Annotated in this window: 17 protein-coding genes; 14 read left to right on the top strand and 3 right to left on the bottom strand. The window is 42.9% G+C overall.

The features are described from left to right. Nucleotides 1-5 precede the first annotated feature (5 nt). Genes pepT through HMPREF2918_RS05905 form a run of 3 tightly spaced genes read right to left on the bottom strand, consistent with a single transcriptional unit; the run spans nt 6 to nt 2,802 of the window. Nucleotides 6-1,226, bottom strand: coding sequence for a peptidase T (gene pepT / locus HMPREF2918_RS05915; RefSeq protein WP_070594859.1), 1,221 nt, complete (start codon nt 1,224-1,226; stop codon nt 6-8). A 2-nt stretch (nt 1,227-1,228) separates the two neighbouring features. Then, nucleotides 1,229-2,050 carry a Cof-type HAD-IIB family hydrolase gene (locus tag HMPREF2918_RS05910; protein ID WP_070594858.1) on the bottom strand — a complete coding sequence of 274 codons (822 nt, stop codon included), beginning with the start codon at nt 2,048-2,050 and terminating at the stop codon, nt 1,229-1,231. Further along, entirely contained in the window at nt 2,047-2,802 is a 756-nt protein-coding gene (locus tag HMPREF2918_RS05905) for a LexA family transcriptional regulator (protein WP_031577084.1), read from the bottom strand. The genes HMPREF2918_RS05910 and HMPREF2918_RS05905 overlap by 4 nt, the downstream gene beginning before the upstream one ends. Before the next feature lie 195 nt (nt 2,803-2,997). Between HMPREF2918_RS05905 and HMPREF2918_RS05900 the strand changes: the two genes are divergently transcribed. From HMPREF2918_RS05900 to HMPREF2918_RS05830, 14 genes are all read left to right on the top strand, one after another. After that, nucleotides 2,998-3,435, top strand: a complete 438-nt coding sequence (locus HMPREF2918_RS05900; protein ID WP_049493053.1) for a GNAT family N-acetyltransferase — start codon at nt 2,998-3,000, stop codon at nt 3,433-3,435. A 66-nt stretch (nt 3,436-3,501) separates the two neighbouring features. Then, nucleotides 3,502-5,328, top strand: a complete 1,827-nt coding sequence (gene lepA, locus HMPREF2918_RS05895; protein ID WP_009731117.1) for a translation elongation factor 4 — start codon at nt 3,502-3,504, stop codon at nt 5,326-5,328. A gap of 308 nt (nt 5,329-5,636) precedes the next feature. After that, the gene (locus HMPREF2918_RS05890) at nt 5,637-6,281 is read left to right on the top strand and encodes a hypothetical protein (RefSeq protein WP_070594857.1); all 645 of its coding nucleotides are present in this window, start codon (nt 5,637-5,639) and stop codon (nt 6,279-6,281) included. Nucleotides 6,282-6,365: 84 nt separating this feature from the next. After that, nucleotides 6,366-6,860 carry a YkgJ family cysteine cluster protein gene (locus tag HMPREF2918_RS05885; RefSeq protein WP_003001664.1) on the top strand — a complete coding sequence of 165 codons (495 nt, stop codon included), beginning with the start codon at nt 6,366-6,368 and terminating at the stop codon, nt 6,858-6,860. Beyond that, nucleotides 6,860-7,549, top strand: a complete 690-nt coding sequence (locus HMPREF2918_RS05880) for a pyrimidine 5'-nucleotidase PynA (RefSeq protein ID WP_070594856.1) — start codon at nt 6,860-6,862, stop codon at nt 7,547-7,549. Before HMPREF2918_RS05885 ends, HMPREF2918_RS05880 begins: the two co-directional genes overlap by 1 nt. Before the next feature lie 123 nt (nt 7,550-7,672). After that, nucleotides 7,673-7,945 carry a 30S ribosomal protein S16 gene (gene rpsP, locus HMPREF2918_RS05875; RefSeq protein ID WP_003007475.1) on the top strand — a complete coding sequence of 91 codons (273 nt, stop codon included), beginning with the start codon at nt 7,673-7,675 and terminating at the stop codon, nt 7,943-7,945. Between the two features lie 20 nt (nt 7,946-7,965). After that, nucleotides 7,966-8,205, top strand: a complete 240-nt coding sequence (kphA, locus tag HMPREF2918_RS05870; RefSeq protein WP_003001620.1) for an RNA-binding protein KphA — start codon at nt 7,966-7,968, stop codon at nt 8,203-8,205. 42 nt (nt 8,206-8,247) lie between these two features. After that, nucleotides 8,248-8,580 carry a MazG nucleotide pyrophosphohydrolase domain-containing protein gene (locus tag HMPREF2918_RS05865; RefSeq protein ID WP_049496252.1) on the top strand — a complete coding sequence of 111 codons (333 nt, stop codon included), beginning with the start codon at nt 8,248-8,250 and terminating at the stop codon, nt 8,578-8,580. Nucleotides 8,581-8,633: 53 nt separating this feature from the next. Beyond that, on the top strand, nt 8,634-9,152 hold the full coding sequence (gene rimM, locus HMPREF2918_RS05860; protein ID WP_070594855.1) for a ribosome maturation factor RimM: 519 nt from the start codon (nt 8,634-8,636) through the stop codon (nt 9,150-9,152). Then, nucleotides 9,142-9,858 (top strand): tRNA (guanosine(37)-N1)-methyltransferase TrmD, encoded by a 717-nt coding sequence (trmD, locus tag HMPREF2918_RS05855; RefSeq protein ID WP_070594854.1) that lies wholly within the window; start codon nt 9,142-9,144, stop codon nt 9,856-9,858. The genes rimM and trmD overlap by 11 nt, the downstream gene beginning before the upstream one ends. A gap of 138 nt (nt 9,859-9,996) precedes the next feature. Further along, nucleotides 9,997-12,318 (top strand): CAP domain-containing protein, encoded by a 2,322-nt coding sequence (locus HMPREF2918_RS05850; protein WP_070594853.1) that lies wholly within the window; start codon nt 9,997-9,999, stop codon nt 12,316-12,318. Nucleotides 12,319-12,547: 229 nt separating this feature from the next. After that, the gene (locus tag HMPREF2918_RS05840) at nt 12,548-13,291 is read left to right on the top strand and encodes a DeoR/GlpR family DNA-binding transcription regulator (protein WP_003001800.1); all 744 of its coding nucleotides are present in this window, start codon (nt 12,548-12,550) and stop codon (nt 13,289-13,291) included. Continuing rightward, a complete protein-coding gene (gene pfkB, locus HMPREF2918_RS05835; RefSeq protein WP_070594851.1) occupies nt 13,288-14,199 on the top strand; it encodes a 1-phosphofructokinase in 912 nt (303 codons plus the stop codon). The genes HMPREF2918_RS05840 and pfkB overlap by 4 nt, the downstream gene beginning before the upstream one ends. Next, on the top strand, nt 14,196-16,163 hold the full coding sequence (locus HMPREF2918_RS05830) for a PTS fructose transporter subunit IIABC (protein ID WP_070594850.1): 1,968 nt from the start codon (nt 14,196-14,198) through the stop codon (nt 16,161-16,163). Before pfkB ends, HMPREF2918_RS05830 begins: the two co-directional genes overlap by 4 nt. The last annotated feature ends 37 nt before the right edge of the window (nt 16,164-16,200 follow it).

Below are 16,200 nucleotides of genomic sequence, written 5' to 3'. Positions count from 1 at the left end.
GTTTCTTATTTTTTGGTCACAATACCGATAATGGTATCAACTGCGCGTTCCATGGTTTGGAGGCTTACGTATTCAAAGCGACCATGCATGTTTTCGCCACCGGCAAAGATATTTGGTGTTGGAATCCCCATAAAGGAAATTTTAGATCCATCTGTACCACCGCGGATCGGTTCAATGATTGGAGTGATTCCAAGATCTTCCATGACTTCCTTAGCAAGGGTAATCGGTGTCATATCTTTTTCAATCACTTGCTTCATGTTATAGTACTGATCTTTGAGGGTGAGGAGAACGCGTTCGCTACCGAGTTCCGCATTCATTTGATCGGCAATAGATTTCATGAGGTCTTTGCGTTTTTCAAAGCTTTCAGTTTCAAAGTCCCGAATGATGTAGCTGGCACTTGCTTCCTCGACAGTTCCATCAATATTCATCAAGTGGTAGAAGCCTTCATAGCCTTCGGTTAATTCTGGACGTGCTCCTTCAGGGAGTTTGTTATGGAAATCAATGGCCAATTGAAGAGCGTTGATCATTTGACCTTTGGCTGTACCTGGATGGACATTGCGCCCTTTGAAGGTAATTTCAGCTCCAGCTGCTGAGAAGGTTTCGTATTGAAGCTCTCCAAGAGGACCACCATCGACAGTATAGGCAAAGTCTACGTCAAAATCCTCTGCATCAAATTGATCTGCCCCGACTCCGATTTCTTCATCTGGACCAAAGCCGACACGGATTTCTCCGTGTTTGATTTCAGGATGAGCTGTCAGGTATTCAATAGTTGTCATGATTTCAGCGATACCAGATTTATCGTCTGCACCCAGAAGAGTAGTACCGTCCGTCGTGATCAAGGTTTGTCCCTTGTAGTTGTTCAAATGAGCAAAATCGGCTGGATCGAGTGTGAAACCAGAGTCACCAAGGGCAATGACACCCCCATCATAATTCTCAACGATTTGTGGATTGACATTTTCGGCATTGAAGTCAGCGGTATCCATGTGAGAGATAAATCCAATCTTGCGTGTAAAGCTTGGATCATTAGCTGGAAGTGTCCCAATAGCATAGCCGTTTGGCAAATAGTAGACGTTTTGAAGGCCCACGCGTTTCATCTCAGGGATCAAGACGTTTGTTGCAAAATCAACTTGTGATTGGGTACTTGGAGTGGTTGTAGAATTTTCATCTGAACGTGTGTTAACTTTTACATAGGTAATAAAACGGTCCAACAAATTTTGGTATTTCATGATCATTCTCCTTTTTCAGTTTCAATTAATTTGTGAATAGCATGGGCCACGCCATCCTCATCATTGGTCAGGGTGATGAAATCTGCGATTTCCTTGACAGCAGCATTGCCATTTCCCATAGCGACGCTGTAACCAGCAAAACGTAGCATTTCAAGGTCATTGTTTGCATCTCCAAGAGCCATAACCTGGTCTCGACTGTAGCCTAATGTTTGGCTTAATGCTTGTAGAGCAGAAGCCTTGCTCGCGCCTTTAGGAAGGATTTCAAATAGGATATTCTGTGAACGAACAGTGTTAAAATCAGCTTCTAATGCAGCCTCGTGCTGAGCTTGGAAGGCATCAATAGCAGAAGGCTCTCCTACATACATGGCTTGAAAAATAGGAACAAGGTTGGGCAGATCCTCTTCTGAGACAGGTGTCGGTTTACTATTAACAATGCCCGCATCCATCGTAACCAGTTCACTGGCTTCAGGTGCGACCACTAGGTAGTGATCCATGTCAAATAAGGTTAGCTGGACGTCTGTATCTTCCGTCAAAACTTGCAACCGGTGCATGTCCTCAAGGCTCAATTCTTCCTTGCCAATGATTTCCCAATTCTGAGTAGACAAGGTTGTACACCCGTTATTGATAATCATATAGTAGTTACCATCAGGAAGTCCAATCTCTTCAAAGATAGGACGTACACCCGCTAAGGGGCGCCCCGTACAGATCACAATATCATAGCCCGCTTCATGGGCCTTGTGAAGAGCTTCGATATTGCCTTTAGACAGCGACTTATCTTCATGCAAGAGAGTACCATCCAGGTCAATCGCAATTAATTTAATCATTTGATTTCCTCCAAATCAAGAGGCACAAAGCCATCAATCACTTTTCCAATCACCCCAGGTTCCTCATCTAGTGGAATGATTTGATCACTATATTTCTTATTGAGGGAAACCAGTCGAATACCGTTGGCCTCACGAAAGACACGTTTGATCAAAGTTTGTCCATCAAAATCAATGGCATAAATAGCCCCTGCCTGATCATAATAGGTTTGCTTGATTAACACAACAGCCCCTTTTTCGTATTTAGGCTCGAGGGAATCCGTATGAATCCAAAAAGCCAAATCGTAAGGAATCTTTTGATCAAACCAGACGATATCAGCTTGCTTTTGATTTTGGTAAGCTGCAAAAGAATCATAGACAGAATAAGAGTGGTATTGCTTTTCAATCTTCTGTCTTTCTTTCTGATGGGTCAAGAGACTCTTTCCATAAGAAAGAAGATTTTCTTGATTTCCTTCATCGAGCTGTTTATACAATCGTTCAATCTCTGAATCAATGACCACAAAATCATTGCGTAATCGTGGGTCAATTTCAGCAACCGCTACCTGGAAAAAGGCTGCAATCTTCTCTAAATTTTCAGGAACGGGAAGAGAAGTTCCTTTTACATATCCAGTCAGGGTACTTGCAGGGATTCCAGTAATACGAGATAATTCGATCTGCTTTTTTCCTTGTTCTTTCAGTAATTCTCTGATTTTTTCCGATATAATCCGTAATGCCTCTTTGTCTTGAGGGCTTGCTTTTCCACGACCTCTGGCCAACGTACTCACCTCCTTGTATTTACCCTTACTATTATAATGAATTAAATCGAAAAAGTAAATAGAAATCCCTGAGAAATGCGAAAAAAGATGAATTTGATCTAAATCGGATTTTCATTTTAAATTTTATCAGACATTCCTTTACTTTTTGAGGAAAAAGATCTAAGATAAGAGCAAAGAGTTCATGGAGGTGAAGGTATGATTCGTACTGTTCAAGTCAAAGATGCTCCTCAAATCAGAGATTTATGTCACCAAGCATTGGGGTATGATTCGACCCTTGAGAAAGTAGCAGCTCAGATTGATAAATTTAATTCGCCGGATTCGGATCATTTTTGCTTTGTTTATGAAGAGGACCAAACAGGCCATATTCTTGGTTATGTGGAAGCAGAAGTCTATGAAAGTCTTTATAGTGACGCCGGGCTTAATGTTTTAGGTCTAGCGGTTTTTCCATCTGCTCAAGGACGTGGGATTGGTCGCCAATTGATGGAGCGAGTTGAAGATCTTGCCAAAAGCAAGCATTATGCTTTTATCCGTTTAAATTCTGCCTCTCATCGAAAAGAAGCTCATGTCTTTTACGAACGAATAGGTTATGAGGGAAATAAAACGCAGAAGCGATTTTTGAAAATAATGAATTAAGATAGGCAAAGGCCTATCTTTTTTGTTATAATGAAGAGTACGATTAAATTTACTAGGAAGATGATTATGCCAAATTTTGAAGAATTAAAAAAACGACAAGAGAAGATTCGGAACTTCTCGATCATCGCCCATATTGACCATGGAAAGTCAACCTTGGCCGATCGAATTTTAGAAAAAACCGAAACCGTGTCTAGTCGGGAGATGCAAGCCCAACTTTTAGATAGTATGGACCTGGAGCGGGAACGTGGGATTACCATCAAGCTTAATGCTATCGAGTTGAACTACACGGCTAAAGATGGGGAAACCTATATCTTCCACTTGATTGACACACCAGGACACGTGGACTTTACCTATGAGGTTTCGCGGTCGCTCGCTGCCTGTGAGGGAGCCATTCTTGTAGTGGATGCCGCTCAAGGGATTGAAGCTCAGACTCTAGCCAACGTTTACTTAGCGTTGGACAATGATTTGGAAATCCTTCCAGTCATTAATAAGATTGACTTGCCAGCTGCAGATCCAGAACGGGTGCGCACAGAAGTAGAAGATGTCATCGGTCTAGATGCTAGCGAGGCAGTCTTAGCTTCTGCCAAGGCTGGTATCGGGATTGAAGAGATTTTGGAGCAGATCGTTGAGAAAGTTCCAGCACCGACGGGTGATGTTGAAGCCCCTCTTCAAGCCTTGATCTTTGACTCCGTTTATGATGCCTATCGTGGGGTAATCCTTCAGGTCCGAGTGGTCAATGGCATGGTCAAACCAGGCGATAAGATCCAACTCATGAGCAATGGCAAGACCTTTGATGTCACGGAAGTTGGGATTTTTACTCCTAAAGCAGTTGGACGTGATTTCCTTGCGACGGGAGACGTTGGCTATATTGCGGCCTCTATCAAGACCGTTGCGGATACCCGTGTCGGGGATACGGTGACCCTAGCGACCAATCCAGCAAGTGAGCCACTACATGGATACAAGCAGATGAACCCGATGGTCTTTGCTGGTCTTTACCCGATTGAATCTAACAAATACAATGATCTTCGGGAAGCTTTGGAAAAATTGCAATTGAATGACGCTAGTCTACAATTTGAACCGGAAACTTCTCAAGCTCTTGGATTTGGTTTCCGTTGTGGTTTCTTGGGACTTCTTCATATGGACGTTATTCAGGAGCGCTTGGAACGTGAGTTCAATATTGACTTGATCATGACAGCACCGTCTGTAATCTACAAGGTCAATTTGACAGATGGAGAAGCACTGGATGTCTCAAATCCTTCTGAGTTTCCAGATCCAACCAAGATCGCTTCGATCGAAGAACCGTATGTCAAAGCACAAATCATGGTGCCGCAAGAGTTTGTCGGGGCTGTGATGGAATTGGCTCAACGGAAACGCGGTGATTTTGTGACCATGGATTACATCGATGAAAATCGGGTGAATGTCATTTATCAAATCCCACTGGCGGAAATTGTCTTTGATTTCTTTGATAAATTGAAATCTTCTACTCGTGGCTATGCTAGCTTTGACTATGAGTTGTCTGAATACCGTCCATCTAAATTGGTTAAAATGGATATCCTTCTCAATGGCGATACCGTCGATGCCCTCAGCTTTATCGTTCACAAGGACTTTGCCTATGAACGTGGTAAGTTGATCGTTGAGAAACTCAAGAAGATTATCCCTCGTCAACAGTTTGAAGTGCCTATCCAAGCAGCCATCGGTCATAAGATCGTTGCCCGTACAGATATCAAGGCTCTTCGTAAGAACGTCTTGGCCAAGTGTTATGGTGGGGACGTCTCACGGAAACGCAAGCTTCTTGAAAAACAAAAAGCTGGTAAGAAACGGATGAAAGCGATTGGATCTGTAGAAGTACCACAGGAAGCCTTCTTATCTGTCTTGTCAATGGATGAAGAATAACAATTAGAGAGTGGGACAGAAATTGGTCATTCGTTAGAATTCGATTTCGTCGTCACACCTCCGCACAGTTGAGTAGGGCTGTAAAAGCTGATGAAATCAGCGTAGTAGAGCCCACTCAACCACTGCATCTTGCTCGACAATCCAAAAACAATTAAGAGGCTAGGACTTTTGTCCCAGCCTTTTGTTTTAGGCTTGAAAAAAATGAACTGAATTAGAAAGGTTGGATCAGATGTGACACTTATCCTATTTTAAAATACTCACTTTCATGGTAGACTAGAGGAAAGAAAACGTTCTCAAGGAGGTTGAGCATGAAACGTAAATTATTGGTCACATCATTGACGATTCTTTCTGCCTGCACACTAATGGCTTGTAGTCACACCTCTCAAAAGGACACAGCAGCTTCTTCTACAAAAGAAAGTGGCAGCAAAGTCGAAAAGCAAACAAGCAGCTCTTCGTCAAAGGATACTTCTTCTACAAAGAAAAACACTTCCAGTCAAGAAACCAAGCGGATTGGAAATGCAGATTATGGATACATCGATATTCCAAGTAAATGGTTCAAATTCACGGATATCGATGGGACAGAAGCGGTCCAATACACAGATGGAAGTGCCTATAACATTGTCACCTTGAACAGCTATACGCGGGAAAAAGCAAAAGTTCCTGCGGATATTGAATTTAATGCTGAATTTCTAGCCAAGAAACTGGCCGTAATGTGGCAAGATAACCAGGATGTTGGGAAGATGACGGGAGCGCGAACTAAAGTCGCAGGTCTGGACGCCTACCAGCTTCAAATTGTCATGAAATCTGGTCAATACCTGATTACCTGGATCTTCCAAAAGGGTGAAAAAGTCTATACCATTTCTTTTGAAGGAGATGCAGAAACATTGAAAACCTTTATCCCATACATTGAAGACACTTGGAGCCTAGATGGAACAGGCGCTGTAACGGATTGATGAAGTGAGATAGATCGCAGGATCTATCTTTTTTCACGTTCTTTGTGGTATAATCTTCCTATTGTTTAGAAGAGGAAATAGAGGATGACACAGGAAATTGATATTGAAAAATACCATCAGTTAGCTCTCCAAAAGCAAAAGGAGCACCGCAAGGTATTGGCGAATCTCAAGAAGAAGCCACCTAAGAATTTAGATAAAATAGCGCAAGAAATCCACGATGAAGTTTTCCAAGAAATCGATTGTACGGCTTGTGCCAATTGTTGTAAGACCTTAGGGCCCGATTTTAAGGAAGCGGATATCACGCGGATTGCCAAGTATTTCAAGATGAAACTTCCTGCCTTTGAGGCTGAATTTCTTCAAGTTGACGAAGATGGGGACAAGGTTTTTAAATCCATGCCTTGCCCCTTTCTTGGTGGGGACAATCTCTGTTCCATCTATGATGTTCGTCCAAAAGCTTGTCGGGAATTCCCTCACACCGATCGCAAGAAGATTTATCAGATCAACCATCTGACCATCAAGAATACCCTCACCTGCCCAGCAGCTTATTTATTTGTAGAAAAATTGAAGGATCGTTTGTAATGGCATATAGATTTTTACTTTTTGATTTGGACCATACTTTGTTGGACTTTGAATCTGCTGAAGAAACAGCCTTGACGCAGATGTTAGAAGACATGAATTTTCCAGATGTACAGGCCTTTAAGGATTACTACAAACCCATGAACCAAGGACTCTGGAAGGATTTGGAGCAAAAGAAATTAACCAAGCAAGAGCTCGTGGATAGTCGGTTTGCGATTGGGTTTGCCCACTTTGGGATCACGGTTGATGGGGCTGAGATGGCTCTTCGCTACCAAGATTACATCAGTCTTCAAGGGCAGTCTTTCCCAGGTGCGGAGGACTTACTGGCCCGACTTGAAAAAGCGGGTTACCAGCTCTATGGTGCAACGAATGGAGTGACCGCCATTCAAGAAGGACGCTTGGCTCATTCTAAAATTGCTTCTTATTTCAAAGAGGTTTTTATCTCTGAGCAGCTTCATACTCAGAAACCAGAACCTGCATTTTTTGACAAGGTCGGCCAACTGATTCCAGGTTTTAGCAAGGAAAAGGCCCTCATGATCGGTGATTCCTTGACGGCGGATATCGCAGGGGGAAATGCTGCGGGGATTGATACCGTCTGGTATAGTTCTGATCACAAGGCAAATACCAGCCAAGTAGTGCCGACTTATACCGTTAGCAACTATCAAGAAATCGCCGATTTACTGATAAAATAAAAAATTTTAAATACTGTCAAGTTTTTTTCTTGACAGGTCTATAAAATGTGTTATAATAGATCATGTGCTAAATAGCTTGTCTATTTCACCGAAAATTAAAATATAGAAAAGAGACTTATAAAAATGGCAGTTAAAATTCGTTTGACTCGTATGGGTTCTAAGAAAAAACCTTACTACCGTATCAACGTAGCAGATTCACGTTCACCACGTGATGGACGTTTCATCGAAACAGTTGGAACTTACAATCCACTTGTTGAAGAAAACCAAGTAACTTTGAAAGAAGATCGCGTTCTTGCATGGTTGGCTGATGGAGCTCAACCTTCAGATACAGTTCGCAACATCCTTTCAAAAGCTGGTGTGATGAAGAAATTCCACGATTCTAAATTCTCAAAATAATTTTTTAAGTAGGGTGATGTATGGATACGATTGAAAATCTCATTATTGCAATTGTGAAACCCTTGATTTCACAACCGGATGCTTTAACCATCAAGATCGAAGATACTCCTGAATTCTTGGAGTACCACCTTGACCTTGATCCTAGCGATGTTGGTCGTGTAATCGGTCGAAAAGGTCGCACCATTTCTGCGATAAGAACGATTGTCTACTCTGTCCCAACTGAAGATAAAAAAGTAAGAATCGTTATTGACGAAAAATAAGAAAAGCGGGACAAGGTCTCGCTTTTTTTGCAAGGAGAAGGAATGAGAGATTTAACAATTAGACAACTAGAGGAATACTTACTTGATCATTACCAACAATCTAGAACAGAAGAAGGACTTTTTATCAAACTAGTGGAAGAAGTTGGAGAAGTCGCTGAGGTTTTAAATGGACGTTCAGGTAGAAAAGAGGGTGTCCAAGATTCAAACGAGGAATTGGCAAAGGAGTTGGCAGATGTCATTCACTACACAGTGGCAATTGCAGCTATTAACCATATTGACCTAACGAAGACTATTTTTGAAAAAGACAAGAAGGCAGCCATCAAGTATCAGCATGAACAAGATTTGGAAGGCTTTTTAGCAAAAAAGAGCATTTGAGAAAAACCCTTGAACGTGATAAAATAGAGTGAATAAACTACACTGGAGAAATCATGAATTACTTTAATGTTGGGAAAATTGTCAATACCCAAGGCTTACAAGGAGAAATGCGGGTCTTGTCTGTGACAGACTTTGCGGAAGAACGTTTTAAAAAAGGAGCTGAGTTGGCTCTTTTTGATGAGAAGGATCGTTTTGTCCAGACGGTGACCATTGCCAGTCACCGCAAGCACAAGAACTTCGACATCATCAAGTTTAAGGATATGTACCATATCAATGCCATTGAGAAATTCAAGGGCTTTAGCCTCAAGGTTGCGGAAGAAGACTTGACGGATTTGGAGGAGGGCGAGTTTTATTACCATGAGATCATCGGCCTTGATGTTTACGAAAATGACCAGCTAATCGGCCAGATCAAGGAAATCCTGCAACCAGGTGCCAATGATGTCTGGGTCGTGAAACGCAAAGGAAAACGAGACCTTCTCTTGCCTTATATCCCACCAGTGGTGCTCAATATCGATATCCCAGGAAACCGTGTGGATGTAGACATCTTAGAAGGGTTAGACGATGAAGATTGATATTTTAACCCTCTTTCCAGAAATGTTTTCGCCTTTGGAACATTCCATTGTCGGAAAGGCGCGTGAAAAGGGACTTCTCGAGATCAACTACCATAATTTCCGTGAAAATGCGGAGAAAGCGCGCCATGTGGACGATGAACCCTATGGGGGCGGGCAAGGAATGCTTCTACGAGCTCAACCGATTTTTGATGCCTTTGATGCGATTGAGAAAAAGAATCCGCGCGTGATCCTGCTGGATCCTGCTGGTCGGACCTTCGACCAAGCTTACGCAGAAGAGTTGGCTCAGGAAGAAGAATTGATCTTTATCTGTGGTCACTATGAGGGCTACGATGAGCGGATCAAGACCTTGGTGACAGATGAGATTTCTCTTGGAGATTATGTTTTGACAGGTGGCGAGCTAGCGGCCATGACTATGATTGATGCGACAGTCCGCTTGATTCCAGAGGTGATCGGAAAAGAGTCCAGTCACCAGGATGATAGTTTCTCATCTGGGCTTCTAGAATATCCTCAATACACACGGCCTTATGAATTCAGAGGGATGACGGTTCCCGATGTCCTCATGAGTGGTCACCATGAAAATATCCGTCAATGGCGCCTCTATCAGAGTTTGAAAAAGACCTTAGAACGTCGGCCAGACTTGCTAGAAAACTATGAGTTGACAGCAGAAGAAGAGAAGATGTTGGAACAAATTAAACAAGAAGACTAACAGCGTTAGCTGTTTTTCTTTTGCCTCAAAAATTTATGAAAAAAACTTTTTAAACCTACTAGTTATTGGTAACAAAATGTGGTATGCTAAGGGGTAGAGAAACTTCAAGAAAATAATTCAGTTTTGGGGGTGAGTTTAATGGGAAAGAAATTAGGAAAATCGGTTTTCACGACTGGGATTGCTGCAACAACGGTCCTATCTGGTATGTTTAATCACAAGGCTAGTGCGGAAGAGGTGAAGCAAAATGAAAATGCAGAAACCAATAGTACGGAAGTAGTCGAAAAACCAATTACGGTTGATGAGTTGAAGCAAATTACAGCTCAAAAAGGCCAAGTGGTAAAAGATGTCCACTACCAAGAGCAAAAAGTGATCGATGCTCAAACGGAAGTCAAGGCTGCTGGACAAGAGCTGGAAGAAAAGAAAGCAGAAGTGACGGATGCGGAAAATCTCATCGCAACAACTTCTGATGCCCAAGTTCAAAATGCAGAAAATGACATCAAGGTGGCTCAAGCCTATGTGACTATCGAAGAAAATAAGGTTCGAGAAGCAGAAGCTGCCCATGACCAAGTCGTAGAGGCTGTTCGTCAACAGGAAAATCAGGTTACTGCTCAGGAATCTTTGGTCGATGTAGCACAAAATGAATTGAACCAAGCCAAAGCACCGATTTCAAATGATGAGAATGTGCTCAACCAGGCTTTGTTGGAGCAAAGTCAAGTCGAGCAAAGTATTCGAGAATCTCAGAATTACCTTGCAACCTTGCAAGCAAGTCAGCAAACCGGTTCAGATACAGTGGCTCAAATTGAGAACGATATTCAACTGGCTCAAACACGTCTGACAGATTTAAAAGCGGTCATCGCCACCAAGGAAGCAGAACTGGCAGCCTTAGAACAAGCAGCGGCCAATAGCCCAGTTCAGTTGAGTCAAGCGACTTATGAAGGTTATTTGCAACACTTAGCTGACAATGGCAATGAAGCTGCAGCAAGCGCCTTAGCCCTCTACAAGCGTGGTCGGGAAGAAGACGGCTTAACAGTTGGAGAGTCTGGATCTTTGCAAGCCAACCTCCGAGCACTTGAAATTGCGGATGCTATTAATAGCTATCGTCGCAACGCCGGCTTGCCTGAATTGGAGCTGGATCCTTATTCCCTTCCTGCCAGCCAAGTACAGTTAGAATACTTCAAGAAAGCTAACTGGCATATGTTTAAGTATTTGCCAAACGAGAACATCGCTTATGGCTTCTCACCTGCTGGTGCGGTTGACTTTTGGTACAATGAAAAAGCGGCTTATCAAGAAGTTGCGGCTCAATATGGTCTACCAACTGACGAAACTCAAATCGATGCCAACGATATCTATATGAAGATTGGTGCTGAGGCCTTTGCTAAGGTTGGTCACTATCTCCAAATGGTAGACAACAAAGCGACAGCTTTATCAGTCGCTTATGACCCTAGCAATGCTATGTCAGAAGCAGCTTTCTTACACCGCCCTGTCAATTCAGCAGTGTCAACCAGTGCACTCGCTTACCAATTGCGTCAGGGGGCTGGAGCTACGACGACAAGATCAGATGTGAAAGCAAAATCTGATGAAGTCGCTAATCTCAAGCTGGACAAGGCCAATCAAGAGTCTCAAATCATTATCTTGCAAGGCAAGTTAGAAGATGCCCGCCATGCCAATTCAAATGTGGCAGTAGAGATGGCCAATGTCCAAAAAACCATCCAAAATTACAAGATTCTTCTCGTTAGCAAGGACCATGCAGTTGAAAAGGCGAAGGCGACTCTTGATGTATCTCGAGGTCGGATTGAAGCAACCATCCAACCAAAAGAAGCAGCCCTTCAAAAAGCGAAAGATTTGTTAGCGGCCGCGCGTGAGAAATTAGATCGTTTAAAAGCAGAAGAAGCAGAAAAAGCCCAAGTCGTTCGAGAATCTCATGAGGGCTTGAAGGCAGCTCAAGAGCGCCTGGTTGCTGCTGAAAAACGTCTTTCTGACTTTAAAAATGCTCCAGAATTATTGGTCAAAGCCCAATCCGTTTTATCAGCTGCGGTGGCTAATTTAGAGAATAAAAAAGAAAAATTGGAAGCAGAATTCACAACCCTGCAATCTTATCAAAGTGTTGTGGAACTGTTGAATTCCCAATATGAAGATCTAGTGTCGCGGATGGATCCAGCTATTTTAGAAGCAGCAGATATGCCGATGGATATCCGCTCAAGCAATCCAACAACTTTCTCGGATAGACCAACGGTTCTTCCAACAACTACCAATAGTCCACAAGTGCAAGCACCAACAGCTAGTCCAGCTCCAAAACAAGAAGCTAAAGTAGAAGAAATCAAACCGAAAAAAGAAAACAGCCAAGCTGTGGCTGGATCTGATTCCTCCAAATATGCAGTAGCAACAACAGGTGTTGCCGTTGGGTTACTTGCTGGATTGTTTGGTTTCAAGAAAAAGAAACAATCTTCAAAAAATGATTAAGACATACCGAAGATAGAGTGGATGCTTAGACACTTTATTGCTTAAACTCTTCAAAGAAGATATATGAGGGTGGGAAAAGAACTCTTTTAACAAAATGAGTTCTTTCCTGCTCTTTTTTTGTACACTTTTAGAATTTTTGAAAGAAAATGATAGAAATTGATAAAAAGTGTTGACATTTTTTGGAGATGGAGTATAATAGTCCTTGTAATCGATTGCAAAAGGAGGAGAAATGCTTAAGTCTGAACGAAAACAATTCATCCTCGAGAAGGTACTGAAGGAAAAGTTTGTTTCCTTAGAAACCCTTGTACAAGAGCTGGGGACGTCTGAATCAACGGTTCGACGTGACTTGGATGAATTAGAAGCTGAAAGTAAACTTCGCCGGGTTCACGGCGGTGCGGAAAGCCTGCATTTTCTTCAAGAGGAAGAAAGCAATAAAGAAAAATCTATCAAAAACATTCAAGTTAAGTCAAAAATCGCGGTAAAAGCAGCGGAATTGATTAAAGATCATGACGTGATCTTTATCGATGCTGGGACGACCAATGAACTTTTGGTACAAGAAATTGTCAATCCAACGGTAACCGTGGTGACCAACTCGATTCACCATGCGACCAAGTTGGTCGAGCGAAATGTTCCAACGGTCATCATCGGCGGAAAGGTAAAATCTTCTACAGATGCTAGTATCGGAGGGATTGCGCTCAATCAGATCGGTCAGTTGAACTTTGATAAGGCCTTTCTTGGAATGAATGGAATCGATGATGAATTTTACAGCACTCCAGACCTGGAAGAAGGATCTGTCAAGCGTGCGATTATCGAAAATGCGAAAAAAACCTATATCCTAGCGGATGATTCGAAAATTGGGGTGACATCCTTTGTCAAAGTGGCTCCTATCAAGCGAGCCATGATTATCACCAATCAATGTGAACCGCAACGATTAAAGGTTTTAAAAGAAAAAACGGAGGTTATAGAGGTTTGATTTATACAGTAACACTGAATCCAGCAATTGACTATATTGTCCGTCTCGATCATGTAGAGACTGGAGCGGTCAATCGGATGGCTTCGGAAGATAAATTCGCCGGTGGTAAGGGAATCAATGTCAGTCGTGTCTTGAAACGTCTCGATATCGAGAACACAGCGACTGGATTTATCGGTGGTTTCACTGGACGCTTCATTGAAGACGTATTGACTAGCGAAGCCATTTCAACCAACTTTGTGACAGTAGACCAAGATACACGGATCAATGTCAAGATCAAAGCTGATGAGGAAACAGAGATCAATGGGAATGGCCCAGAAGTAACAGAAGCTCAGTTGCAAGAATTGCTCAACATCTTATCGAGCTTAACAGCAGATGATGTGGTAGTCTTTGCAGGATCTGCCCCATCTTCACTTGGGAATGCCGTTTACAAACAATTGATCGCAGCAACTCGTGCGACAGGTGCGCAAGTGGTTTGCGACTTTGAAGGGCAAACCTTGATTGATTCCTTGGAGTTCAATCCCCAATTGGTCAAACCAAACAACCATGAGTTGGGAGATATTTTTGGAGTTACCTTGACGGAATTGCCAGAAATTGAACGCTATGCTAAAGAAATTTTAGCCAAAGGAGCACAAAACGTCATTATTTCCATGGCGGGTGATGGTGCTCTCCTCGTCAGTCCAAGCGGAACTTACTTCGCAAAACCAATCAAGGGTCAAGTGAAGAACTCTGTAGGGGCTGGAGATTCCATGGTAGCAGGCTTCACTGGGAAGCTCGCAACGACGGGAGACGTCATCGAAGCTTTCAAATGGGGCGTAGCTTGTGGAACAGCGACCACCTTCTCAGATGATTTGGCGACAGCTGACTATATAAAAGAAACTTATGAAAAAGTAGAGGTAGAAAAAATATGAAAATTCAAGACGTTTTAAATAAAAACGTGATGTTGTTTGATCTTCAAGCAACAGATAAAGAGGGCGTAATCAATGAGATGGTTCAATCGCTCGTTGACAATGGCGTGGTGACAGATTTTGACACCTTCAAGGCTGGAATCATGAACCGTGAAGCACAAACTTCAACTGGTTTGGGTGACGGAATTGCCATGCCCCACAGCAAAAATGAAGCAGTTAAAGAAGCTACAGTCTTGTTTGCAAAATCAAACAAGGGTGTGGACTATGCTTCGCTTGATGGCCAACCAACTGACTTGTTCTTCATGATCGCAGCTCCAGAAGGCGCAAACGACACTCACTTGGCAGCCCTTGCTGAATTGTCTAAGTACTTGATGAAACCAGGTTTTGCAGACAAACTTCGCCAAGCAAGGACTCCTGATCAAGTGATCGCAGCCTTTGATGCAGAAGAGCAAGAAGCTGCAGCTGAAGAAGCGAAAAAAGCAGAAGCGGTCAAAGAAGCAGCTTCATCTGACAAACCTCTCATCGTTGCTGTTACAGCATGTACAACAGGTATCGCCCACACTTACATGGCAGAAGAAGCCCTCATCAAAAAAGGGGAAGAAATGGGTGTTACGGTCCGCGTTGAAACCAACGGGGCATCTGGTGTCGGCAACCGCTTGACAGCTGAAGAAATCGCAAAAGCTGAAGGGGTCATTATTGCAGCAGATAAAGCAGTTGAAACCGCTCGTTTCGATGGCAAAAAATTGATCTCTAAACCAGTCGCAGCCGGTATCCGTCAAACAGAAGAATTGATCCAAACCATCTTGGATGGCAAAGCAGAAGTCTTCCACGCTGAAAATGCTGCACAAGCTAGCACAAGCCAAGAAAAATTGAGCTTGGGTGGAGCTTTCTACAAACACTTGATGAGTGGGGTTTCTCAAATGCTTCCATTCGTTATCGGTGGTGGTATCTTGATCGCCCTTGCCTTCTTGATTGACCAAGTTATGGGTGTACCTCAAGATCAATTGTCTAGTCTTGGTTCTTATCATGTATTAGCAGCACAATTTAAAACAATTGGTGGAGTAGCCTTTGGCTTCATGCTTCCTGTACTTGCAGGTTACATTGGATTCTCAATCGCTGAAAAACCTGGTTTTGTAGCAGGGTTTATCGCTGGATCTATTGCTAGCTCAGGTTCAGCATTTGGAAATATCGCCTACGGTGCTGCTAAAGGTGAATTACCAGCAGCCGTATCATCAGGTTTCCTTGGAGCTTTGGTAGGTGGTTTCCTTGCAGGTGGAGTTGTTCTCTTACTTCGCAAAGCCCTTGCAGGTCTTCCACGTTCACTCGATGGTATCCGCTCTATCCTTCTCTTGCCATTACTTGGTGTTGGTTTGACAGGATTCTTGATGTTCCTCATCAATATTCCAATGGCTGCTATCAATACTGGTCTTAACAACTTCCTTTCAAGCTTGTCAGGTAGCTCAGCTGTCCTTCTTGGACTTCTCGTCGGCGGTATGATGGCTGTCGATATGGGTGGACCAGTGAACAAAGCCGCTTATGTCTTCGCTACAGGTACACTTGCTGAATCTGTTGCTTCAGGTGGTTCTATTGTTATGGCAGCCGTTATGGCAGCTGGTATGGTTCCTCCATTGGCAGTATTCGTAGCAACTGTCTTGTTCAAAGATAAATTCACACAAGAAGAACGTGATTCAGGTTTGACAAACATCGTTATGGGTCTTTCCTTCATCACAGAAGGTGCCATTCCATTCGGTGCAGCTGACCCAGCTCGTGCCATCCCTAGCTTCATTGCAGGTTCAGCATTGACAGGTGCACTTGTTGGTCTTGCAGGCTTGAAACTTATGGCTCCTCACGGAGGAATCTTCGTTATCGCTCTTACATCAAATCCACTTCTTTATATCTTGTTCGTATTGATCGGTGCAGTTGTAAGTGGTATCTTGTTTGGATTGCTTCGCAAACCTAAAAATTAAACATGATTAAAAGGTTGGGAAATTTCCAACCTTTTCT

Source organism: Streptococcus sp. HMSC065C01 (assembly GCF_001813525.1).
In the GTDB taxonomy this organism is placed as follows: domain Bacteria; phylum Bacillota; class Bacilli; order Lactobacillales; family Streptococcaceae; genus Streptococcus; species Streptococcus parasanguinis_V.
The sequence above is the reverse complement of the archived record's forward strand: the minus strand, read 5'-3'. Positions and strand labels throughout refer to the sequence as shown.

Excerpts from the sequence above, each read along its gene's own strand:
- pepT (WP_070594859.1), bottom strand. The coding sequence starts at position 1,226 with ATGAAATACCAAAATTTGTTGGACCGTTTTATTACCTATGTAAAAGTT.
- HMPREF2918_RS05910 (WP_070594858.1), bottom strand. The coding sequence starts at position 2,050 with ATGATTAAATTAATTGCGATTGACCTGGATGGTACTCTCTTGCATGAA.
- HMPREF2918_RS05900 (WP_049493053.1), top strand. The coding sequence starts at position 2,998 with ATGATTCGTACTGTTCAAGTCAAAGATGCTCCTCAAATCAGAGATTTA.
- lepA (WP_009731117.1), top strand. The coding sequence starts at position 3,502 with ATGCCAAATTTTGAAGAATTAAAAAAACGACAAGAGAAGATTCGGAAC.
- HMPREF2918_RS05890 (WP_070594857.1), top strand. The coding sequence starts at position 5,637 with ATGAAACGTAAATTATTGGTCACATCATTGACGATTCTTTCTGCCTGC.
- HMPREF2918_RS05885 (WP_003001664.1), top strand. The coding sequence starts at position 6,366 with ATGACACAGGAAATTGATATTGAAAAATACCATCAGTTAGCTCTCCAA.
- HMPREF2918_RS05880 (WP_070594856.1), top strand. The coding sequence starts at position 6,860 with ATGGCATATAGATTTTTACTTTTTGATTTGGACCATACTTTGTTGGAC.
- rpsP (WP_003007475.1), top strand. The coding sequence starts at position 7,673 with ATGGCAGTTAAAATTCGTTTGACTCGTATGGGTTCTAAGAAAAAACCT.
- kphA (WP_003001620.1), top strand. The coding sequence starts at position 7,966 with ATGGATACGATTGAAAATCTCATTATTGCAATTGTGAAACCCTTGATT.
- HMPREF2918_RS05865 (WP_049496252.1), top strand. The coding sequence starts at position 8,248 with ATGAGAGATTTAACAATTAGACAACTAGAGGAATACTTACTTGATCAT.
- rimM (WP_070594855.1), top strand. The coding sequence starts at position 8,634 with ATGAATTACTTTAATGTTGGGAAAATTGTCAATACCCAAGGCTTACAA.
- trmD (WP_070594854.1), top strand. The coding sequence starts at position 9,142 with ATGAAGATTGATATTTTAACCCTCTTTCCAGAAATGTTTTCGCCTTTG.
- HMPREF2918_RS05850 (WP_070594853.1), top strand. The coding sequence starts at position 9,997 with ATGGGAAAGAAATTAGGAAAATCGGTTTTCACGACTGGGATTGCTGCA.
- HMPREF2918_RS05840 (WP_003001800.1), top strand. The coding sequence starts at position 12,548 with ATGCTTAAGTCTGAACGAAAACAATTCATCCTCGAGAAGGTACTGAAG.
- HMPREF2918_RS05830 (WP_070594850.1), top strand. The coding sequence starts at position 14,196 with ATGAAAATTCAAGACGTTTTAAATAAAAACGTGATGTTGTTTGATCTT.